This window comes from Streptomyces sp. NPDC002092, assembly GCF_053593775.1.
Genome location: NZ_JBSFDG010000002.1, coordinates 597,236 through 616,883, shown reverse-complemented (window position 1 = coordinate 616,883; position 19,648 = coordinate 597,236). Strand labels below are relative to the sequence as shown.

21 protein-coding genes are annotated in these 19,648 nt (G+C 67.8%); 11 read left to right on the top strand and 10 right to left on the bottom strand.

The window, feature by feature from the left end; translation table 11 throughout:
* Positions 1-97: 97 nt before the first annotated feature.
* A complete protein-coding gene (locus ACWCRD_RS06930) occupies positions 98-415 on the bottom strand; it encodes a cupin domain-containing protein (protein WP_099930040.1) in 318 nt (105 codons plus the stop codon).
* Between the two features lie 59 nt (positions 416-474).
* Here ACWCRD_RS06930 and ACWCRD_RS06925 point away from each other — a divergent pair, with 59 nt between their 5' ends.
* The 5 genes from ACWCRD_RS06925 (at position 475) to ACWCRD_RS06905 (ending at position 4,218) form a co-directional block, all read left to right on the top strand.
* Entirely contained in the window at positions 475-852 is a 378-nt protein-coding gene (locus ACWCRD_RS06925; protein WP_450964876.1) for a phage holin family protein, read from the top strand.
* Between the two features lie 7 nt (positions 853-859).
* Positions 860-1,351 (top strand): low molecular weight protein-tyrosine-phosphatase, encoded by a 492-nt coding sequence (locus ACWCRD_RS06920; protein WP_450964875.1) that lies wholly within the window; start codon positions 860-862, stop codon positions 1,349-1,351.
* Positions 1,348-2,499: a cystathionine gamma-lyase gene (locus ACWCRD_RS06915; protein WP_450964874.1), complete on the top strand. Its 1,152-nt coding sequence runs from the start codon at positions 1,348-1,350 to the stop codon at positions 2,497-2,499. Before ACWCRD_RS06920 ends, ACWCRD_RS06915 begins: the two co-directional genes overlap by 4 nt.
* A 242-nt stretch (positions 2,500-2,741) precedes the next feature.
* Positions 2,742-3,647 (top strand): LysR family transcriptional regulator, encoded by a 906-nt coding sequence (locus tag ACWCRD_RS06910; RefSeq protein ID WP_450964873.1) that lies wholly within the window; start codon positions 2,742-2,744, stop codon positions 3,645-3,647.
* A gap of 88 nt (positions 3,648-3,735) precedes the next feature.
* The gene (locus ACWCRD_RS06905; protein ID WP_030938830.1) at positions 3,736-4,218 is read left to right on the top strand and encodes an NUDIX domain-containing protein; all 483 of its coding nucleotides are present in this window, start codon (positions 3,736-3,738) and stop codon (positions 4,216-4,218) included.
* A gap of 15 nt (positions 4,219-4,233) precedes the next feature.
* Here the strand turns inward: ACWCRD_RS06905 and ACWCRD_RS06900 are convergent, their stop codons facing one another.
* Together ACWCRD_RS06900 and ACWCRD_RS06895 are read right to left on the bottom strand one after the other, a co-directional pair.
* The gene (locus tag ACWCRD_RS06900; protein ID WP_450964872.1) at positions 4,234-5,634 is read right to left on the bottom strand and encodes a globin domain-containing protein; all 1,401 of its coding nucleotides are present in this window, start codon (positions 5,632-5,634) and stop codon (positions 4,234-4,236) included.
* Positions 5,635-6,046: 412 nt separating this feature from the next.
* Entirely contained in the window at positions 6,047-6,679 is a 633-nt protein-coding gene (locus tag ACWCRD_RS06895; RefSeq protein WP_450964871.1) for an HAD family hydrolase, read from the bottom strand.
* A 196-nt stretch (positions 6,680-6,875) separates the two neighbouring features.
* On the opposite strand from ACWCRD_RS06895, the gene ACWCRD_RS06890 reads away from it, so the two are divergent.
* Together ACWCRD_RS06890 and ACWCRD_RS06885 are read left to right on the top strand one after the other, a co-directional pair.
* Positions 6,876-7,742, top strand: a complete 867-nt coding sequence (locus ACWCRD_RS06890; protein WP_450964870.1) for a GNAT family N-acetyltransferase — start codon at positions 6,876-6,878, stop codon at positions 7,740-7,742.
* Between the two features lie 38 nt (positions 7,743-7,780).
* Positions 7,781-8,233 (top strand): GNAT family N-acetyltransferase, encoded by a 453-nt coding sequence (locus ACWCRD_RS06885; RefSeq protein WP_450964869.1) that lies wholly within the window; start codon positions 7,781-7,783, stop codon positions 8,231-8,233.
* A gap of 57 nt (positions 8,234-8,290) precedes the next feature.
* Here ACWCRD_RS06885 and ACWCRD_RS06880 read toward each other — a convergent pair whose 3' ends face one another.
* A complete protein-coding gene (locus ACWCRD_RS06880) occupies positions 8,291-9,673 on the bottom strand; it encodes a serine hydrolase domain-containing protein (protein WP_450964868.1) in 1,383 nt (460 codons plus the stop codon).
* Positions 9,674-9,741: 68 nt separating this feature from the next.
* On the bottom strand, positions 9,742-11,220 hold the full coding sequence (gene dnaB, locus ACWCRD_RS06875; protein ID WP_351473008.1) for a replicative DNA helicase: 1,479 nt from the start codon (positions 11,218-11,220) through the stop codon (positions 9,742-9,744).
* A 461-nt stretch (positions 11,221-11,681) separates the two neighbouring features.
* Here dnaB and ACWCRD_RS06870 point away from each other — a divergent pair, with 461 nt between their 5' ends.
* Entirely contained in the window at positions 11,682-13,019 is a 1,338-nt protein-coding gene (locus tag ACWCRD_RS06870) for an MATE family efflux transporter (protein WP_450964867.1), read from the top strand.
* Positions 13,020-13,148: 129 nt separating this feature from the next.
* Here ACWCRD_RS06870 and rplI read toward each other — a convergent pair whose 3' ends face one another.
* The 4 genes from rplI to rpsF all read right to left on the bottom strand — a co-directional run bounded on the left by rplI (position 13,149) and on the right by rpsF (position 14,870).
* Positions 13,149-13,595, bottom strand: a complete 447-nt coding sequence (rplI, locus tag ACWCRD_RS06865) for a 50S ribosomal protein L9 (RefSeq protein WP_030938854.1) — start codon at positions 13,593-13,595, stop codon at positions 13,149-13,151.
* 18 nt (positions 13,596-13,613) lie between these two features.
* Positions 13,614-13,850 (bottom strand): 30S ribosomal protein S18, encoded by a 237-nt coding sequence (gene rpsR / locus ACWCRD_RS06860; protein WP_003949403.1) that lies wholly within the window; start codon positions 13,848-13,850, stop codon positions 13,614-13,616.
* Positions 13,851-13,907: 57 nt separating this feature from the next.
* Complete coding sequence (locus ACWCRD_RS06855; RefSeq protein WP_450964866.1) at positions 13,908-14,498, bottom strand: single-stranded DNA-binding protein; 591 nt, start codon at positions 14,496-14,498, stop codon at positions 13,908-13,910.
* Positions 14,499-14,579: 81 nt separating this feature from the next.
* Positions 14,580-14,870, bottom strand: coding sequence for a 30S ribosomal protein S6 (gene rpsF, locus ACWCRD_RS06850; protein WP_115907086.1), 291 nt, complete (start codon positions 14,868-14,870; stop codon positions 14,580-14,582).
* A gap of 285 nt (positions 14,871-15,155) precedes the next feature.
* Between rpsF and ACWCRD_RS06845 the strand changes: the two genes are divergently transcribed.
* The 3 genes from ACWCRD_RS06845 (at position 15,156) to ACWCRD_RS06835 (ending at position 17,913) form a co-directional block, all read left to right on the top strand.
* The gene (locus ACWCRD_RS06845; protein WP_365834099.1) at positions 15,156-15,470 is read left to right on the top strand and encodes a hypothetical protein; all 315 of its coding nucleotides are present in this window, start codon (positions 15,156-15,158) and stop codon (positions 15,468-15,470) included.
* A gap of 179 nt (positions 15,471-15,649) precedes the next feature.
* Positions 15,650-16,771 carry a peptidoglycan bridge formation glycyltransferase FemX gene (femX, locus tag ACWCRD_RS06840; RefSeq protein ID WP_115907084.1) on the top strand — a complete coding sequence of 374 codons (1,122 nt, stop codon included), beginning with the start codon at positions 15,650-15,652 and terminating at the stop codon, positions 16,769-16,771.
* Positions 16,772-16,881: 110 nt separating this feature from the next.
* Positions 16,882-17,913: an alanine racemase gene (locus ACWCRD_RS06835; RefSeq protein WP_450964865.1), complete on the top strand. Its 1,032-nt coding sequence runs from the start codon at positions 16,882-16,884 to the stop codon at positions 17,911-17,913.
* Positions 17,914-18,027: 114 nt separating this feature from the next.
* Here the strand turns inward: ACWCRD_RS06835 and ACWCRD_RS06830 are convergent, their stop codons facing one another.
* Positions 18,028-19,536 carry a glycosyltransferase family 87 protein gene (locus tag ACWCRD_RS06830; protein ID WP_450964864.1) on the bottom strand — a complete coding sequence of 503 codons (1,509 nt, stop codon included), beginning with the start codon at positions 19,534-19,536 and terminating at the stop codon, positions 18,028-18,030.
* Between the last annotated feature and the right edge of the window lie 112 nt (positions 19,537-19,648).

The following is a 19,648-nucleotide window of genomic DNA, read 5'->3' as shown; positions in this document are numbered from 1 at the left end:
CCTGCACTCGATGCTAGGGCCGGCAGGGGCCCCGGCGGGGGCCTCGCATCCCTTGTCCTCCCCTGACTGATCCCCTAGGGAACCCCGAGACGGCGGGTCAGCTTTCCGGCGGAGAGAACACCACGAGCACCCGCAGGTCCTCGCTGATGTGGTGGAACTTGTGGGCGACGCCGGCCGGCACGTACACCACGCTGCCGCGGGCGACCTCGGTGGTCTCCAGACCGACGGTGATCGAGGCACGGCCGCTCACGACGAAGTAGACCTCGTCCTGGTTGTGTGGCTTCTGTGGATCATGTTCGCCGGCATTGAGCGCATACAGACCGACGGACATGTGCCGCTCACGCAGAAACTGCAGGTAGGCACCCTCGTTGGCGGCTCGTTCCGCCTCCAGTTCGTCCAGCCGGAATGCCTTCATCGCCCTTGTCGCCCTCGTCCCAGTGCTAGTGACCGATCTCGTCTGCCACGATCAGACACATGAAGAATTTCGTAGTCAAGACGATCGCCAACGCGGGTGCCCTGGCGGTCGCCGTATGGCTGCTCGACAAGATCACCCTGACCGGTGACAGCACGGGCAAGAAGGCCGGCACCCTGATCGTCGTCGCGCTGATCTTCGGCTTGGTGAACTTCCTGGTCAAGCCGATCGTGAAGGTGCTGACCTTCCCCCTGTTCATCCTGACGCTGGGCCTGATCACCCTCGTGGTCAACGCACTGATGCTGCTGCTCACCTCGTGGCTGGCCGACAAGCTCGACCTGAGTTTCCACGTCGAGGGGTTCTGGACGGCGGTCCTGGGTGGCCTGATCATCTCCATCGTGTCCTGGGCGCTGCACATCGTCCTGCCCGACAACGACTGAGCACGCGATGAGCTATCGCGTCTGCTTCGTCTGCACCGGAAACATCTGCCGCTCGCCGATGGCGGAGTCCGTCTTCCGGGCCCGCATAGCGGAGGCGGGACTCGACGCCCTGGTCGAGGTCGACAGCGCCGGCACCGGCGGCTGGCACGAGGGCGACGGCGCCGACCCGCGGACCGTCTCCGTCCTGGAGGAGAACGGCTACGACAGCAGCCACACGGCCCGGCAGTTCCAGCCGTCGTGGTTCTCCCGCCTGGACCTCGTCATCGCGCTGGACACCGGCCACCTCAAGGCCCTGCGCCGCCTCGCCCGCACGGCGGAGGACGCGGCGAAGGTGCGGCTGCTCCGCTCCTACGATCCGGCCGCCGGCGACGACCTCGACGTACCGGACCCGTACTACGGGGGCCTGGACGGCTTCGAGGAGTGCCTTGAGATGGTGGAGGCGGCGAGCGAGGGTCTGCTCGCCGAAGTACGCCGGCAAGTGGAGGTGGAGGCGGTATGAGCGACTCCGGTACGGGTCCGTCGACGGGCCGCGGTGACGGCACCCGCGCGGTGCGGGCCGGGCTGCCCGAGCCGGCCAAGAACCAGCCGCACCTGCCCGGACCGGCGTTCGCCGCTCACTATCACCTGCCGGGTGACGTCGACGGCCCGTACACCTACGGACGCGACCAGAACCCGACCTGGAGCCTGTTGGAGCGGGCCATCGGCGAGCTGGAGGCGCCTGGGCAGGAGGGCGTCGAGACGCTCACCTTCGCCTCCGGGATGGCCGCCATCTCAGCGGTGGTCTTCTCTCAACTGCGGGCGGGGGACACGGTCGTCCTGCCCAGCGACGGCTACCAGGTGCTGCCCATGGTGCGCGAGCAGCTCAAGGCGTACGGCATCGAGGTGCGCACAGCGCCCACCGGCGGCGACGCCCAGCTCGACGTCCTCGACGGCGCGAAGCTGCTGTGGATCGAGTCGCCCTCGAACCCCGGGCTGGACGTGTGCGACATCCGGCGGCTCGTCGAGGCGGCACACGCGCGTGGCGCCCTCGTCGCCGTCGACAACACCCTCGCCACGCCGCTGGGGCAGCGTCCGCTGGAGCTCGGTGCGGACTTCGCCGTGGCCAGCGGCACCAAACAGCTCACCGGGCACGGGGACGTCCTGCTCGGCTACGTCGTGGGCCGTGACGCCGAGGCCATGACCGCCGTACGCCGCTGGCGCAAGATCATCGGGGCGATTCCGGGGCCCATGGAGGCCTGGCTCGCGCACCGTTCGATCGCCACGCTCCAGTTGCGTGTCGACCGGCAGTGCGCGACGGCTCTCACCGTCGCCGAGGCGCTGCGGAAGCGGCCCGAGGTGACCGGCCTGCGCTACCCGGGCCTGCCCGACGACCCTTCGCACAAGATCGCCTCGCAGCAGATGCGACGCTATGGATGCGTGGTCTCCTTCACGCTGCCCACGCGCGCGCGTGCCGACCGCTTTCTCGATGCCCTGCGGCTCGTGGACGATGCGACGAGCTTCGGCGGGGTGCGGTCGACGGCCGAGCGGCGCGGGCGCTGGGGCGGGGACGCCGTGCCCGAGGGCTTCATTCGCTTCTCGGTCGGCGCCGAGGACCCCGAGGACCTGGTGGCGGATGTGCTCCGCGCGCTGGACGCGTCCGCGCAATGACGGGGCCGACGACTGCCTTACGGTCGCCGGGTCGATGCCCGGCTACGCACAACGGACGGTCCGAGCCTCCCCCCTCGTGGCTCGGACCGTCCTCGGTTCCGCGCGCGAAGAACCGCGCGACCAAGGCTAGTTGACTCTGTGTCAGTGTCCAATCACAGTAGCGACAGAGACCTATCGACTTATTTATAGTTGGGCCCTGCCTGAGGGCCGGGAGAAGGGCAGGGAACTGGGGAGGGCGAACCATGGATCTGGCCTTGCTGCGCACTTTCGTGACCGTGCACCGGGCCGGCTCCTTCACCCGCGCCGCCGCCCTGCTCGGCCTGTCGCAACCCGCCGTGACCTCGCAGATCCGCACGCTGGAGCGGCAACTTGGCCGCCCCCTGTTCCTGCGGCAGGCGCGCGGAGTGACCCCGACGACCATCGGGGACGAACTCGCCCACAAGGCCGCTCCGCATCTCGACGCCCTGGTGGAGATCGCTGAGACCGGCCTCGATGACGAGTCCTCCTTACGGACCCTGCATCTCGCCGGCCCTCCGGAGTTCACGGCGGAACGGGCGCTGCCCGCACTCACGGAGCTGACCGGTGAGGACGGCCAGGGTTTCGCGCTGCGCGCTTCCTTCGGGAACGCCGAGGAAGCCCTGGAGGGACTCGCAGCCGGACATCACGATCTGGCCATCTGTACGGCCCGCCCACGCGGTGCCCTGCTCACGGCGACTCCACTCTGCGACGAAGAGCACGTCCTTGTCGCCACCCCGGCGCGGGCCGAGCGAATAGGCCCCGGGAAGCCCCGCCGCAAGGGAGCACCCGCTCTGGAGGACGTCCCCGTGATCGAGGTGCACGAGTCGCTGCCCTTCGTCTCGCGCTACTGGGCCTCCGTCTTCGACTCCCGCCCTGCGGCACCGGGCACCGTCATCGTTCCCGACCTGCGTGCGGTCCTGGCCTGCGCCGTCGCGGGCGCGGGGCTCGCGGTACTGCCCCGCTATCTGTGCAGGGACGCCCTGGAGCGCGGTGAGATCGTCGCCCTCCACGAACCCGCGGTGCCGCCGCTGCGCACGTACTTCCTGGTGGTCCGTACCGGCACCCTCGCGATGCCGCATATCGCGCGAGCTCACGAATGGCTGCTACGAGCGGCCGCCGACTGGTGTTGACCAGCCCTTTCCCAATAGTCACGGGGTGAGCTCGACCGGTGACATCCCGCGATGTTTCACGTGGAACCAACCGGGCCACATTTCTCCCATGACCGTCCGACCCGTGGTCAAGCGCACCGCACGTGCCGTTCTGCTGGACGGCGACAACCTGATCCTGATCAAGCGCACCAAGCCCGGCGTCGATCCCTACTGGGTCACTCCCGGTGGCGGCGTCGAGCCCGGCGACACAACCGTCGTCGACGCCCTGCACCGAGAGGTGTACGAGGAACTCGGCGCCAAGATCACCGACGTGGTGCCCTGCTTCGTCGACACCGTGGAGCACATCGGCGAGGACGCCGGGGCCACCGGTGTGAAGGTGCAGCACTTCTTCGTGTGCCGACTGGAGTCGATGGACACATCCCTGCGGCACGGCCCCGAGGTGGACGAGCCCGCCGGTGAGTACGAGATCGTGCGGGTGCCGTTCACCCGCGTCGGGATCGCCTCCGTGCATCTCGTACCGCTGTCCCTGCGGCACTACCTGGACGGGAACATCGAGGGCGTACGCGCCATGCACGCGCCGGACCTGGGCTGATCCCGGGCGCCGGCCTCAGTCTCCGATGGCGACGAGCTCCTCCACCGAGTCGTGCCGTATTCGCTCCGACGGGATACCGATGTTCCTCAGTGCGTCCACCCCGCTGCGGATCATTCCGGGCGGGCCCGAGAGATAGGCGTCGAACTCGTTCCACGGCCCGTACTCGCGTATGGCGTCCGGGAGCTGGAGATGGGCCTGCTGGTCGATGACCGCGCGGACCGAGAGCCAGGGGTGCGACTGCTGGAGCCTGAGCATCGTGTCGATGTCGTAGAGGTCGTGGTCGGTGCGGGCGCCGTAGAACACCTCGACCGTCCGCCGTTCGCCGTGCTCGGCGACGTCCTCCACCAGTGCCTTGATGGGTGCAATGCCGGTGCCGCCGCCCAGGCACAGCAGTCCGCTGTCGGTGGTGTGGTCGACCGTCATCGAACCGGTCGGCGGGCCGAGGCGGATGATGTCGCCGGGCCGGGCACGGTGTACCAGCGCATTGGAGACCCAGCCCGCGGGGACGGCCTTCACATGGAACGTCAGCAGACCGTCGGAGCGTGGTGCCGAGGCGAAGGAGTAGTGCCGCCAGATCCGCGGCCACCACGGCGTCTCCAGGCTCGTGTACTGCCCGGCGAGGAACGGATAGGGCTGGTCGGGGCGGACCGTGACCACCGCAACGTCCGGGGTCCTGAGGTCGTGCGCGACGATCTCGGCGTACCACCAGGCCGGGGCACGCAGTTCGTCCGCGGCCGCTGCGTCGATCATGACCTGCGAGATGGTCGTGTACGCCCGCACCCAGGCCGCCTCCATCTCCGCGTCCCAGACACCGGAGGCGTACTTGCTCAGCGCGCCGATGAGGCACTCGCCGACGGCCGGGTAGTGCTCGGCCCTGGTGCCGTACTTGCGGTGGCCACGGCCGAGGTTCTGCAGATATGCGACGAGGACCTCGGTGTTGTCGATGTGCTCAGCCGCGGTCAGCAACGCCTTGAGCAGCCGGTCGCGCTGGGTGTCCATCGCGGCCGGGAACAGCGACCGCAGATCGGGGTGCCGGACGAAGAGCAGCGCGTAGAAGTACGAAGTGACCTTGTCGGCGATCGGCGCCACCTCGGCCATGGTCCGACGGATGAGGAGGGCATCCGGTGACGCGCTCTGGATGCCGGATTGAACGGCGGGCTCCTGCGGCTGCGCTGCGGGCGCGGTGGAGCGCTGGGTGGGCACGCGCAGGTCGGTGGGGAGCCCCTCGGGGGAAGAGGGCTCTGCCGAGGGGGACTGCGGGGCCGAGGGCTGTGGGACAGCAGCCTCCGGAGCGGGTTCGGCGGGTGGGGCCGACTGCGGCGCGTCCTCCGCCGGCTGCTTGCGCGGCGTGAACCAGCCGCCGCTCCCGCCGCCGGATGTGCCGTTGTCGGCCGACGCGGTGGTCGGAGCGTCCATGGTGTGCCTCGCCTCGAACATCTTTCGGTCGGTCTGCGCACTTCCTCGGTCGGAAGGTGCCTTTTCCCCCGCAGACGGCTTGCTTTCCTCGTTTCATGCCGCGGCCAATGCGGCCACATTCAACCTGGATTCACGTTCTGTACGGACAAGTAAGGCGAGAGTGTGACATTGACCGCAGTGCTCTCACCGCAGCATCCCATCCCGCATGGACACTCCGGCCGCATAACCGCAAATGCGGGTCTTCGATCTCTCCGTCCCGTTACGCTGCATCGCCCTGCCCTCGGTCCGCACAGGATGTGTACGTCCTGCCCCGCAGCGAACCGGAGTCGACCATACCGGCCAACGCTCCGATCACAAGTCCCCCCTTCCTCCACCACGAATGGGAGCGCGGGCGAACCAGCAATTCCTTCAATTACCGGGCGAGACGGACCAATTCATAGGCTTCCCACAGATCCCCTCCCATGTACGAGTGTGTCGCAAGACCGGACAGATGACGGTCCGCATTGACCGCTACCGAGACCGGCACCGCAGCGAACAGCTCCGTGTCCGACAGCGAGTCGCCATAGGCGATGCAGTCCTCCCGGGCCACGCCGAACTCCCCGCAGAGCCGGTCGGCAATCTCGACCTTGGCCGCGGCAGTGAGAACTCCGGACGGATCGACGGGCTCGGTGAAGGGCACTGCGGGAAAACGGGACCCGAACGCCGCGTGCGCGCCCCACCCGATGAGCCGCTCCACGAAGAAGGAGGGCGAGAGCGATACGACGGCACAGTAGTCGCCCACCTGCCGGATCTCCTCCCAGACCTCCCGGATGCGCTCCAGCCACGGGGCACTTTCGAAGGCGGCCGACACATGCATCTCGGTGAGTTCCGCCCAAAGCTCGTACACCTGCGCCGCATATTCCGGCGGGCCTATCAGTCCTGCCGAGATCGCCTGATCGAGCGCTACCGTCTCGGCTTCCAGCCCCAGCTGCCGCGAGATCTCCACGGGCGCCGAAGTGCCCTGCAACAGCGTGCCGTCGAGATCGAAGAGATGAAGTCTTGCCATGGCACCCGAGGCTAACGGGGCCCATGGCGGACTCCTCCAGTGAGACCGCCCGATGCTCGGTGTTCGCCCGTGTTTCACGTGAAACACCCAACTGCTGTCGGCCCCCTGTGCACTTGCCCGCGACATGGCCAAAAGCTCTTGCTTCTCACCGGAAAGAGGTGGACGTCGAGGGCAGCCGTCGGACAGCCTGACCTGCGTGCCGACTCCTTCTCTCCCCCCTCTTGCCGTCCGTCGTCTGACGCTTCGCGATCTCACCGCCTGCGCCGACCTGTCCGAAGACCGGGGGTGGCCGCGCGAGGAGCACAAGTGGGGCCTGCTCCTCACAGCCGGGAAGGGATACGGCATCGACGACCCCAACGGTGGCCTCGTCAGCGCCTGCGTCGTCACCGAGTACGGGCCGCAGCACCACCCCGTTCTCGCGGCCATCGGCATGGTGCTGGTCGCCGAACGGCATGCCCGCCGAGGCGTCGGACGCCACCTCATGCGGCACATCGTCTCGGCCATGGGTACCACCCCGCTGACGCTTCACGCGACTCCGAACGGCCGTCCGCTCTACGAGGAACTCGGCTTCAAGGCCACCGGCCGCGCCGAGATGGTCCGCGGGCATTTCATGCCCGGTGGGCCCGAGCCCGAGGTGGTCACACGTGCGGCCACCGCCGAGGACCTCCCTGCGATCCTCCGGCTCGACGAGGAGGTGTTCGGCGCCGACCGCACACCCGTCATCACGCGCCTGCCCGCCTTCGCCGACCGACTGCGCGTCGCCGAGGAGGATGGCCGACTCATCGGCTACGCGGCCGCCTGGCCCAACATGGAGACCCATGTCGTGGGCCCGCTGATTGCCAGGGACACGGAGACGGCAAAGGCACTCATTGCTTCTCTCGCCGCCCACACCGACCGCCCCCTGCGCACCGACATCGACGTACGGCACGAAGAGCTGCTGGCATGGGTGAAGGAGCGGGGGCTGGCGTCCGTCGCTTTCAACGCGGTCATGACGTACGGGATCCCGGAGCTGCCCGGCGACTGGACCGGACGATTTGCTCCGCTGACGGTGGCTGCGGGCTGAGCCGACCCCTGGGGGCGCCGGTGCGTAAGGTGCGGGGCATGGGAGATCTTGAAATACGGCCCGCTACGGCGGACGACGTGACCGCGATCGTCGCGATGCTCGCCGACGACCCTCTGGGAGCCCAGCGCGAGTCACCGGACGACCTGACCCCGTACCTGGCCGCGCTGGAACGTCTTGCGTCCGACCAGAACCAGCACCTGGTGGTCGCCGTTCGCGAGGGCCGCGTCGTCGGCACACTCCAGCTCACGGTCATCCCCGGTCTGTCGCGACGCGGCGCCGTCAGATCGATCATCGAGGGAGTCCGCATCCACGCCGACGAGCGCGGCAGCGGCTTGGGCACACAGCTCATCGAGTGGGCGATCGACGAGTCCCGGCGACAGGGCTGCCAGTTGGTCCAGCTGACCTCCGACAAGACCCGCAGCGACGCCCACCGCTTCTACGAGCGCCTCGGCTTCACGGCCTCACACGTGGGCTTCAAGCTCCATCTGTGAGGCCGTGGCTTGACGGGTCATGTTTCACGTGAAACAGCGTGTCTGCTGGACGCTCGCCTAGCGGATCCCCCGCCAGCCGTCCGGATCCACCCCACCGGGCACGGAAGCCTCTTCGTCGTACGGCTGACGCGTGAACACGAACGACCCGAGGTCCAGATGGCTCAGGGTCCCGTCCGGGCGCCGTACGGCCTTCAGGAGCTCTCCGGCGTAGTAGCCCTCCAGTCCGGTCCACGTACCGTCGCCGTTGGCCCTGAAACGCGAGCGGCGGCCACTTCCCGACAGCGGCTCCAGTGAGACAGCCCCGGCCGCCAGCCGCAGGGCGAACGCATGGGTTCCCCAGTACCACGGCCCCGCCAACTCCAGCACCGCCGCGTCGACTTCCGGCAGCGGCCGCCAGGGCTCAGGAATACGGGGCTCGGCCTCGGCCACGATCCGCACGAGATCGGCTCCGACGGTGGACAGCATCGGGCCGGACGTACAGTTGGCCAGGACCACAGCAGCGACGTCGTCCTCGACACTGAGGGTGAGGTTCGCCAGAAACCCCGGCAGTGAGCCGGAGTGCCCCACGAGCAGTCGGCCGTCCCGGTGCTGGATCTGCAGCCCCAGCCCGTAGGTGACTCCGTCCACGACATCCGCCGCTTCGGCCGGCGCAGCAGGCGTCCGCATCTCCCTCACGGTCTCGGCGCTCAGTACCCGGTCGTCGCCCTGCGCCAGGAAGGCAGCGAAGCGCGCCAAGTCACCCGTGGTGGACCAGAGTTGACCAGCGGGGGCCATCCGTCCGAGGTCCTCGGCGGGTTCGGGCAGCATTACATCGGCCCAGGGGTGCACGGCCCATCCACCCGCATGGGGAGCCTGAGGGTGACCACTCGTACGGTCGAGGCCCAGAGGTTCGAGCACTTCACGCCGAAGTACCTCTTCCCACGGTGCTGCACGCAGCTTCTCGACCAGCGCCCCCAGCACGGTGTAACCGGGGTTGGAGTAATGGAAGCGGCGGCCCACCGGATGCAGGAGAGGCTGCTCTCCCAGGATGTCGGAGAGTTCGGGACGCAGGGATCCAGGCGTGCGCTCCCACCACGGGGCGGGCGACTCCGCCGCCAACCCGCCCGTATGGGCGAGGAGGTCGGCGATGGTGGCCTCCCCCGCACCTGTTCCCGGCAGATGCTTCTCCAGCGGGTCACCGAGATCGAGCAGGCCCTCATCGCGCAACCGGAGCACCATAACCGCGGTGAAGGTCTTGGTGATCGAACCGATGCGGTACTGCACGGTCTCGTCCGGACCATGCCCGTCCACCGAGGTACGCGCGCCGTGCCACACGGGCCGCCCGTCCCTCACGACCGCCGCAACCAGGGACGGGGCACGTCCTTCGGCCTGCGCCACTGCGATCCGGTGCAGCAGTGCCCGACGCGTACCGGGGAGCAGCTCTTCCTGAGGTGTTGTCATGGCCCAAGTCCATCCCGCGGGACACTCGGCCGTCGAGTTCATTTGTCCAGGACCGGGGATCCGTCGGATCAGGTCTGCGCCATGTCCACGAACCGCGAGTAGTGGCCCTGGAAGGCGACCGTGATCGTCGCCGTCGGGCCGTTGCGGTGCTTGGCCACGATCAGGTCGGCCTCGCCCGCACGCGGTGACTCCTTCTCGTAGGCGTCCTCGCGGTGCAGCAGGATGACCATGTCGGCGTCCTGCTCGATGGAGCCGGACTCACGCAGGTCGGAGACCATCGGCTTCTTGTCCGTGCGCTGCTCCGGGCCACGGTTCAGCTGGGACAGCGCGATGACCGGGATCTCCAGCTCCTTGGCGAGGAGCTTGAGGTTACGGGACATGTCCGAGACCTCCTGCTGTCGGTTCTCGGCACGCTTGGAGCCACCGGACTGCATCAGCTGGAGGTAGTCGATGACGACCAGCCTGATGTCATTGCGCTGCTTGAGCCGGCGGCACTTGGCGCGGATCTCCATCATCGACAGGTTCGGAGAGTCGTCGATGAACAGCGGCGCGGCCGAGACGTCCGGCATCCGGCGGGCCAGCCGCGTCCAGTCCTCGTCGGTCATCGTGCCGGAGCGCATGTGGTGCAGGGCCACGCGGGCCTCGGCGGACAGCAGACGCATCGCGATCTCGTTGCGCCCCATTTCGAGGGAGAAGATGACGCTCGGAAGGTTGTGCTTGATCGACGCGGCCCGGGCGAAGTCGAGCGCGAGCGTGGACTTGCCCATCGCGGGACGGGCGGCGATGACGATCATCTGGCCGGGGTGCAGGCCGTTGGTCAGCGAGTCGAAGTCGGTGAAGCCCGTGGGCACACCGGTCATCTCGCCACTGCGGGAGCCGATCGCCTCGATCTCGTCGAGAGCGCCTTCCATGATGTCGCCGAGCGGGAGGTAGTCCTCGCTGGTGCGCTGCTCGGTGACCGCATAGATCTCGGCCTGGGCGCGGTTGACGATCTCGTCGACGTCGTCGTCGGCCGCGTATCCCATCTGGGTGATGCGGGTGCCTGCCTCCACCAGACGACGCAGGACCGCACGCTCGTGGACGATCTCCGCGTAGTACTCGGCGTTGGCCGCAGTCGGCACGGTCTGCACAAGGGTGTGCAGATACGATGCGCCACCGACCTTGTTGATCTCGCCGCGCTTGGTGAGTTCGGCAGCGATGGTGATGGGGTCGGCCGGCTCCCCCTTGGCGTAGACGTCGAGAATCGCCTGGAAGATCGTCTCGTGTGCCGGCTTGTAGAAGTCGTGACCCTTGAGAATCTCCACGACGTCGGCGATGGCGTCCTTGGACAGGAGCATGCCGCCGAGAACGGACTGCTCGGCATCGAGATCCTGGGGCGGGACTCGCTCGAAGGACGTACCTCCGCCGTCCCATTCGCCGCTGTCCCGGCCACGGTCGTGCTGCTCGTCACGGCCCCGGCCCCCGTCGCCGCGTCGGCGGGAGGCAGGCAGGCGATCGCTTGGACCGCTGTCGGCCCAGGGATCGTCCAAGGGCTCGGAAATACTCACCGAGCCACCTCCTCCCGTCCGCCGCCGGGCGGACCTAGCCATGCCCTCTGTTCTACGGCACGGCACTGACAAATGAGAGGCCCAACTCCGGTTGGTGCACGTCGGTTTTGGGCTGTTTTCCCTGCCGACGAACGGAGCGGGCGCCGGACCACGGTAGGCCTGCGGGCACCGTCAGCCAATCTGGTTATCCACAGGCCATGTGGACGACGGCCCGGATGCTGTGGAGAACTCTGCAAAACCTGTGCACGACACGGTGGACAGCCCTGTGAACAAGCAACAGCCTCTTCCATTACGACCGCCTTGACCTGCACTTTTCCCATCCACCGGCTGTGCAGAAGAAAAACTTCCCCAGTCGGGCCAAAATCGCTTCGAACGGCGCACGAAAGTCCACGCAGTCCGAAGTGACGTAAGGGGTGTAAAAGCTTTGCATCTATTACCTGTGGACGATTAGATTGGTGCTCATGACACAGGCTCCTGCGACCCCCAGGGTCACCCGGCGACAGCACGATCGAGAGATCATCGCGCTGGCCGTCCCGGCCTTCGGTGCACTCGTCGCCGAGCCCCTCTTCGTCATGGCCGACAGCGCGATCGTCGGCCACCTTGGAACGGCACAGCTCGCCGGCCTGGGCGTCGCCTCGGCCCTCCTCACGACAGCGGTCAGCATCTTCGTCTTCCTCGCGTACGCGACCACCGCGGCGGTCGCCCGACGAGTCGGTGCCGGCGACCTCCAGGCCGCCATCCGGCAAGGCATGGACGGCATCTGGCTGGCGCTTCTGCTCGGCGCTGCCGTCATCGCCGCCGTGCTGCCCACGGCACCGGCCCTTGTGGAACTCTTCGGCGCCTCGGACAGTGCGGCCCCCTACGCGACCACCTATCTGCGCATCTCGTCTCTCGGCATCCCCGCCATGCTCGTCGTCCTCGCCGCAACCGGTGTGCTGCGCGGGCTGCAGGACACCAAGACGCCTCTCCGCGTCGCCATCGCCGGTTTTGTGGCCAACGGCGCTCTCAACGCGGGCCTCGTATACGGCGCCGGTCTCGGCATCGCCGGCTCCGCCTGGGGAACCGTCATCGCGCAGTGCGGCATGGCAGCCGTCTACCTCACCGTGGTCGTCCGGGGAGCCCGCAGACACGGCGCCTCACTACGTCCCGACGCAGCGGGTATACGGGCCTCCGCACAAGCCGGCGTTCCCCTCCTGGTCCGCACGCTGTCACTGCGGGCGATCCTGATGATCGCCACAGCCGTCGCCGCCCGACTCGGCGACGCCGACATGGCTGCCCACCAGATCATCCTGTCCCTGTGGAGCCTGCTCGCCTTCGCCCTCGATGCCATCGCCATCGCCGGTCAGGCCATCATCGGACGCTATCTGGGCGCCGAGGACACCCGGGGTGCTCGCGATGCCTGCCGCCGCATGGTGCAGTGGGGAATCTCGGTCGGTGTCGTCCTCGGCGTCCTGGTGGTGGTCGCCCGGCCGGTCTTTCTGCCGCTGTTCACCAGCGACGCCGTGGTGAAGGACGCCGCGCTGCCCGCCCTGCTCGTAGTGGCTCTCTCCCAGCCGATCTGCGGCGTCGTCTTCGTTCTGGACGGTGTCCTGATGGGAGCCGGCGACGGCCCCTATCTGGCCTGGGCCATGGTGCTCACCCTTGCTGTCTTCGCCCCGTTGGCGTTGCTGGTCCCTGCACTCGGCGGCGGCCTCACCGCGCTGTGGGCAGCGATGACGCTGATGATGACGGTGCGCATGCTGACCCTTTGGCTGCGGACCCATTCGGGCCGTTGGATCGTCACAGGCGCCACCCGCTGACGTGTTTCACGTGAAACCGGCGTTTCACGTGAAACACGGGCGGTCCCGCGCTGAACCGGCGCACGAAGAAGGGGCCGCACCCTGCACGGGTGCCGCCCCTTCTCTCAGCTGTTCAGCCGAGCGCGGCGATCAGGCCGCGACAACCTCGATGTTGACCTTGGCGGCAACCTCCGGGTGCAGACGCACCGAAGTCTCGTGAGCGCCCAGCGTCTTGATCGGCGCGCCCAGCTCGATGCGGCGCTTGTCGACCTCGGGGCCACCGGAGGCCTTGATCGCCGAGGCGATGTCGGCCGGGGTGACGGAACCGAAGAGACGACCGGCGTCGCCGGAGCGAACGGCCAGACGGACCTTGACGCCCTCGAGCTGGGCCTTCACCTGGTTGGCCTGCTCGATGGTCTGGATCTCGTGGATCTTGCGAGCACGACGGATCTGCTCGACGTCCTTCTCGCCACCCTTGGTCCAGCGGATGGCGAACTTCCGCGGGATCAGGTAGTTGCGAGCGTAACCGTCCTTGACGTCGACGACGTCGCCCGCGGCACCGAGGCCGGAGACCTCGTGGGTGAGGATGATCTTCATGTTTCGGTCACCCTTCCCTTATCGCGCGGTGGAGGTGTAGGGCAGCAGCGCCATCTCACGGCTGTTCTTGACGGCCGTGGCGACGTCACGCTGGTGCTGCGTGCAGTTGCCGGTCACGCGGCGGGCACGGATCTTGCCGCGGTCGGAAATGAACTTCCGCAGCATGTTCGTGTCCTTGTAGTCCACGTACGTGACCTTGTCCTTGCAGAAAGCGCAGACCTTCTTCTTAGGCTTGCGCACAGGCGGCTTCGCCATGGTGTTTCTCCTGTGTGATCAAGAAGTTTGGGTACGACCCGCCCTCCGGCCAAAGGCCTAGAAGGGGGGCTCGTCCGAGTAGCCGCCGCCACCGCCGGAGTTTCCACCCCAGCCGCCGCCACCGCCGCCGCCCTGGTTGCCACCGGCGGGAGCGCCGGTCGCCCACGGGTCGTCGGCAGGAGCAGCTCCGCCGCCCTGCTGGCCGCCGCCGGAGTTTCCACCCCAGCCGCCGCCACCCTGGCCGCCACCGCCGCCGTAACCGCCCTGACCCTGCCCACCGCGGCCGGCGGTCTTGGTGACCTTGGCCGTGGCGTTGCGCAGGCTGGCGCCGACTTCCTCGACGTCCAGTTCGTAGACCGTGCGCTTGACGCCCTCCCGGTCCTCGTAGGACCGCTGCTTCAGCCGGCCCTGCACGATGACGCGCATGCCTCGCTGGAGCGACTCGGCGACGTTCTCCGCCGCCTGACGCCAGACCGAGCAGGTCAGGAACAGGCTCTCGCCGTCCTTCCACTCGTTCGTCTGACGGTCGAAGGTGCGGGGGGTGGACGCGACACGGAACTTCGCGACCGCCGCACCGGAAGGGGTGAAGCGCAGCTCGGGGTCGTCGACAAGATTGCCGACGACCGTGATGACGGTCTCGCCTGCCATGGGGGAACCTCTCGGCGGGTTTGCTGCTGGCTGCTTTGTGGTGCTGCTACTCGGATCCCGAGATCAACTGAGCGGGAGAGCTCAGTGGGTCTCGGGGCGGAGGACCTTGGTCCGGAGGACCGACTCGTTCAGGTTCATCTGGCGGTCGAGCTCCTTGACGACCGCAGGCTCGGCCTGCAGGTCGATGACCGAGTAGATGCCCTCGGGCTTCTTCTTGATCTCGTACGAGAGACGACGACGGCCCCAGGTGTCGACCTTCTCGACCTTGCCGTTGCCCTCACGGACGACGGTGAGGAAGTTCTCGATCAGGGGGGCGACAGCGCGCTCCTCCAGATCGGGGTCGAGGATGACCATCACCTCGTAGTGACGCATGTGGAACCCACCTCCTTTGGACTCAGCGGCCACGGTCGTTCCGTGGCAGGAGGGTCGTGATGCGTACGCAACGGTATCGGCCGCCACTGACAATCGGGGGTCGCGAGCGACATCCCCGGTCTGGCCTGGACGGTTCCCTGGCTCTGCCTGGGCAGACACCGGTGCAGACGCTACAGACTACCTGCACACCCGCTTCCGGTTGAAATCCGGCCGCGAGGACCGTCAATCTGTACACATCGGGTGTGCATGGCGCTACGATGCGCCGTCTTCCGCAGGAGGTGCCCCATGGCACAGGCATTGCGACCCAACACCGTCGGAGGCCTTTTCGCCACGGACGGAAAGCCCCACCCCATCCAGGACACGCTGCTCGCGGTGACCCTGGTTGTCGGAGTGACGGCGTTCGTGACCGGCTTCTTCCACAACCTGCACCTGCTCAGCTCCTGGGCCGGCCTGGTGGGGATCCTCACCGGTGCGTACGGCCAGTGGATCTCGGAGACGACCCGCGAGCGCTTCGGACTCATCCTGGGTCTCGGGGCCTCGGCGGTCGGCTTCTTCCTCGGCATGGCGCATGGCGGCCTCTTCGGCGGGGTCATCGGCTGAAGCCAGGGACACCGGCTCTCCAACCCCCCACAAAGCACCACTGAACGCCCCGGCGGCCAACAAGCCGGGGCGCAGGTTCCGTACGCCCAGTCGGGGCGCTCGCAAGGCGCAGTAGGCTTCGGCGCGAGAGCCGGAGCCCCTGTACCCATGGGGACACACCAGCCCGAGGAGCGCCCCGAATGAGCCTGACCCTGAGGACGATCAGCCGCGAGCAGCATCTGGCGTACATCCAGAGCCTGCCCTCGGCGAGCCACATGCAGGTTCCGGCCTGGGCCGATGTCAAGGCGGAGTGGCGCTCCGAGAGCCTCGGCTGGTTCGACGAGCGCACCGGCGAGATGGTCGGTGCGGGCCTCGTCCTCTACCGTCAACTGCCCAAGATCAAGCGCTACTTGGCCTATCTGCCCGAAGGCCCGGTCATCAACTGGTTCGCACCGAATCTGACCGAGTGGCTGGAACCGATGCTCGCGCACCTCAAGCAGCAGGGTGCCTTCTCCGTGAAGATGGGCCCGCCGGTGATCATCCGGCGCTGGGAGGCGGGCTCGATCAAGCAGGGCATCCAGAGCCCTGACGTGAAGCGGCTGCGTGACATCGAGGCCGACTTCATCGAGCCGCGCGCCTTCGAGGTCGCAGACAAGCTGCGCCGCATGGGCTGGCAGCAGGGCGAGGACGGCGGGGCCGGCTTCGGCGACGTACAGCCCCGCTATGTCTTCCAGGTGCCGCTGGCCAACCGCTCCCTGGAAGAGGTCCACAAGAACTTCAACCAGCTGTGGCGCCGCAACATCAAGAAGGCCGAGAAGGCCGGCGTCGAGGTCGTCCAGGGCGGTTACCAGGACCTCGAGGAATGGCAGAGGCTGTACGAGATCACGGCCGTGCGTGATCATTTCCGGCCGCGCCCGCTGTCGTACTTCCAGCGCATGTGGACGGCTCTCAACACCGAGGACCCCAACCGCATGCGGCTGTACTTCGCCCGGCACAACGGCGTGAATCTGTCGGCGGCGACGATGCTGATCGTCGGCGGGCACGTCTGGTACTCCTACGGCGCCTCCGACAACATCGGCCGTGAGGTCCGGCCCTCGAACGCGATGCAGTGGCGGATGCTGCGCGACGCATACGCACTCGGGGCGACCGTCTACGACCTGCGCGGCATCTCCGACTCCCTGGACGAGACCGACCACCTCTTCGGCCTGATCCAGTTCAAGGTGGGCACGGGCGGCCAGGCTGCCGAGTACCTCGGCGAGTGGGACTTCCCGCTCAACAAGCTGCTCCACAAGGCGCTCGACATCTACATGTCGCGCCGCTGAGACCCACCGGCCCCGGCCGTTTGATTCGATTGCCTCGACAAGTCCGACAGCTTCGTTCGCTTCCATACCTCTGATACACCGCAGCCACGAGAAAGGTTCCAGGTCCGGCCATGGCGCTCACGCTCTACGTCGACACCGCGCGCTGGCGTGCGCACCACAAGCACGTGCAGGACCAGTTCCCGGGGCTCGTCCCGGTCTGCAAGGGCAACGGCTACGGCTTCGGGCACGAGCGGCTGGCGGAGGAGGCCACACGGCTGGGCTCGGACGTCCTCGCCGTCGGCACGACGTACGAGGCCGCGCGCATCAAGGACTTCTTCGGTGGTGACCTGCTGGTGCTGACGCCGTACCGGCGCGGCGAGGAGCCCGTCCCGCTGCCCGACCGGGTCATTCGCTCGGTGTCGTCGGTGGACGGCGTGTACGGCCTCGTAGGAGCCCGTGTGGTCATCGAGGTGATGTCCTCGATGAAGCGGCACGGCATCAGCGCCCAGGACCTGCCGCAGCTGCACGCCGCCATTGAGAACGTCCGCCTCGAGGGCTTCGCCATCCATCTGCCGCTGGACCGCACGGACGGCTCCGACGCCGTCGAGGAGGTCATCGGCTGGATGGACCACCTGCGTGCTGCCCGCCTGCCCCTGCACACGATGTTCGTCAGCCACCTCAAGGCCGACGAACTCCACCGGCTGCAGCAGCAGTTCCCGCAGACGCGCTTCCGCGCCCGCATCGGCACCCGGCTGTGGCTGGGGGACCACGAGGCCACCGAGTACCGTGGCGCGGTTCTGGATGTCACGCGGGTCGGCAAGGGGGACCGTTTCGGCTATCGCCAGCAGAAGGCCGCCTCCGACGGCTTCCTGGTGGTCGTGGCGGGCGGCACGTCGCACGGGGTGGGTCTGGAGGCACCGAAGGCGCTGCACGGCGTCATGCCGCGTGCCAAGGGCGTCGCGCGGGCCGGTCTCGCCACCGTGAACCGGAACCTTTCTCCGTTCGTCTGGGGCGGCAAGCAGCGCTGGTTCGCGGAGCCTCCGCACATGCAGGTCTCCATCCTTTTCGTGCCGGCCGACGCACCGGAACCGAAGGTCGGCGAGGAGCTGGTGGCCCATCTGCGGCACACCACCACGCAGTTCGACCGCATCGTCGACCGCTGAGCGAAGGCGTCAGCCAACCGAAAGGGCCGTACACGGGAGCCTCCGTGTACGGCCCTTTCGCGCATCGAGCGGGACGGCCTCCACGGGCGCCCACCCTCACCGACGTCTGTTCGCTCAGAGCGAACCGTCCGTGGAAGGTGCCGCTCCATGGCTGCCCCACTCCACCTGCGGCCCGTCGAAGTGGGCCGCGTGCCGCGGCGGATGGGCCGCAGCGCCAAGAGCGAAGACGTCCTCGGCGCCGTCGAGCACACCCCCTGACGGGTCGTCGTCCCCGGCCCGGCGCACCGGATCCCGCTCCGGCATGAGGATGTCGCGCACGATGACACCGCACAGGTAGAGCGTCCCCAGCAGGTGCACGCCGATGGCCCAGTGGTAGCCGTCCTGCGGCAGCCCCTTGTGAGCGTCCCCGCTGGTCGTGTACGCGAGATACATCCAGATGCCCAGGAAGTACGCGACCTCGCACGCCTGCCAGATCAGGAAGTCCCGCCACTTCGGCCGAGCCAGCACAGCGAGCGGGACCAGCCACAGGACGTACTGCGGGGAGTAGACCTTGTTGGTGAGGATGAACGCCGCGACGATCAGGAAAGCGAGCTGGGCGAAGCGGGGGCGACGCGGAGCGGTCATGGTAAGCACGGCAAGGCCGACGAAACACAGCGCCACCAGAGCCGTGGCCAGGTTGTTGACGGTGTCGGTGCTGAGCGGGTCGGTCGAGTTCTGAGCCATGATCAGCCAGAACGACCCGAAGTCCACACCCCGGTCGTGGCTGAACTTGTAGAACTGCAACCAGCCGTCCCAGGCGAAGAGCATCACCGGCAGGTTCACGACGAACCAGGCGACGACTGTTCCTGCCACGGCCTTGCCGAAGTCCCGCCACTTTCCTGCACGCCAGCACAGCAAGAACAGCGGGCCCAGCAGGAACACGGGATAGAGCTTGGCCGCCGTGGCAAGCCCCAGGAGGACGCCGAACGCGAGTGGGCGGCTCCGGGACCACATCAGCATCGCCGCGGCCGTCAGAGCGACCGCCAGCAGGTCCCAGTTGATGGTGGCGGTCAACGCGAAGGCGGGCGCCAGGGCGACCAGCAGACCGTCCCAGGGGCGCCGGGCGTGCGTACGGGTCACGCAGACCGCGATCACGGCCGCGCACACCATCAGCATCCCGGCGTTGACCATCCAGTACCACTGCTCCTGGTCCTGGATGCTGCCGCTGCCCGGCGTGAGCCAGGAGGCGACTTCCATGAACACGCCGGTCAGCACGGGGTACTCGAGGTATGGCATGTCGCCGGAAAGCTTGTCGAAGTACGGCACAAGCCCGTCGGCGAAACCGCGTCCCTGATAGAGATGCGGAATATCCGAGTAGCACGCCTTCGTGTACTGCGAGCTGGCGCCGAAGAACCAGGCGCCGTTGTAGCAGGGCGCCTTCTGGATCAGTCCGAGGGCGAACATGCCGATCGCCACGAGCGCGACGACCCGCACCGGAGTCCACCAGGACGTCCCGAGCAGGGCACGCCGCCCGAGGGGGCCGCCGATCAGCTCGCTGCCGGACGCGGCGACCTCGTCCTCCTTGGTCGGCCGCACCGGGTCCTGGTCGTGCACGCTCGCTTGCGTCGATTCTGCGCTGGCCATGCCGCACATCCTGCCGTACGCGTCTAGGAATACCCCGAGGGCCGCCGCAACCACTCAGCTGCGGCGGCCCCTGTTTCACGTGAAACATCGACATGTTTCACGTGAAACGCCC

Bases quoted from the DNA above. Each gene is read 5' to 3' on its own strand.
- ACWCRD_RS06880 (WP_450964868.1), bottom strand. From the start codon at position 9,673: ATGACAACACCTCAGGAAGAGCTGCTCCCCGGTACGCGTCGGGCACTG.
- ACWCRD_RS06895 (WP_450964871.1), bottom strand. From the start codon at position 6,679: ATGGCAAGACTTCATCTCTTCGATCTCGACGGCACGCTGTTGCAGGGC.
- ACWCRD_RS06855 (WP_450964866.1), bottom strand. From the start codon at position 14,498: ATGGCAGGCGAGACCGTCATCACGGTCGTCGGCAATCTTGTCGACGAC.
- ACWCRD_RS06915 (WP_450964874.1), top strand. From the start codon at position 1,348: ATGAGCGACTCCGGTACGGGTCCGTCGACGGGCCGCGGTGACGGCACC.
- ACWCRD_RS06885 (WP_450964869.1), top strand. From the start codon at position 7,781: ATGGGAGATCTTGAAATACGGCCCGCTACGGCGGACGACGTGACCGCG.
- ACWCRD_RS06900 (WP_450964872.1), bottom strand. From the start codon at position 5,634: ATGGACGCTCCGACCACCGCGTCGGCCGACAACGGCACATCCGGCGGC.
- ACWCRD_RS06835 (WP_450964865.1), top strand. From the start codon at position 16,882: ATGGCGCTCACGCTCTACGTCGACACCGCGCGCTGGCGTGCGCACCAC.
- femX (WP_115907084.1), top strand. From the start codon at position 15,650: ATGAGCCTGACCCTGAGGACGATCAGCCGCGAGCAGCATCTGGCGTAC.
- ACWCRD_RS06920 (WP_450964875.1), top strand. From the start codon at position 860: ATGAGCTATCGCGTCTGCTTCGTCTGCACCGGAAACATCTGCCGCTCG.
- rpsF (WP_115907086.1), bottom strand. From the start codon at position 14,870: ATGCGTCACTACGAGGTGATGGTCATCCTCGACCCCGATCTGGAGGAG.
- ACWCRD_RS06930 (WP_099930040.1), bottom strand. From the start codon at position 415: ATGAAGGCATTCCGGCTGGACGAACTGGAGGCGGAACGAGCCGCCAAC.
- ACWCRD_RS06910 (WP_450964873.1), top strand. From the start codon at position 2,742: ATGGATCTGGCCTTGCTGCGCACTTTCGTGACCGTGCACCGGGCCGGC.
- ACWCRD_RS06870 (WP_450964867.1), top strand. From the start codon at position 11,682: ATGACACAGGCTCCTGCGACCCCCAGGGTCACCCGGCGACAGCACGAT.
- ACWCRD_RS06830 (WP_450964864.1), bottom strand. From the start codon at position 19,536: ATGGCCAGCGCAGAATCGACGCAAGCGAGCGTGCACGACCAGGACCCG.
- ACWCRD_RS06845 (WP_365834099.1), top strand. From the start codon at position 15,156: ATGGCACAGGCATTGCGACCCAACACCGTCGGAGGCCTTTTCGCCACG.
- rplI (WP_030938854.1), bottom strand. From the start codon at position 13,595: ATGAAGATCATCCTCACCCACGAGGTCTCCGGCCTCGGTGCCGCGGGC.
- ACWCRD_RS06925 (WP_450964876.1), top strand. From the start codon at position 475: ATGAAGAATTTCGTAGTCAAGACGATCGCCAACGCGGGTGCCCTGGCG.
- rpsR (WP_003949403.1), bottom strand. From the start codon at position 13,850: ATGGCGAAGCCGCCTGTGCGCAAGCCTAAGAAGAAGGTCTGCGCTTTC.
- ACWCRD_RS06905 (WP_030938830.1), top strand. From the start codon at position 3,736: ATGACCGTCCGACCCGTGGTCAAGCGCACCGCACGTGCCGTTCTGCTG.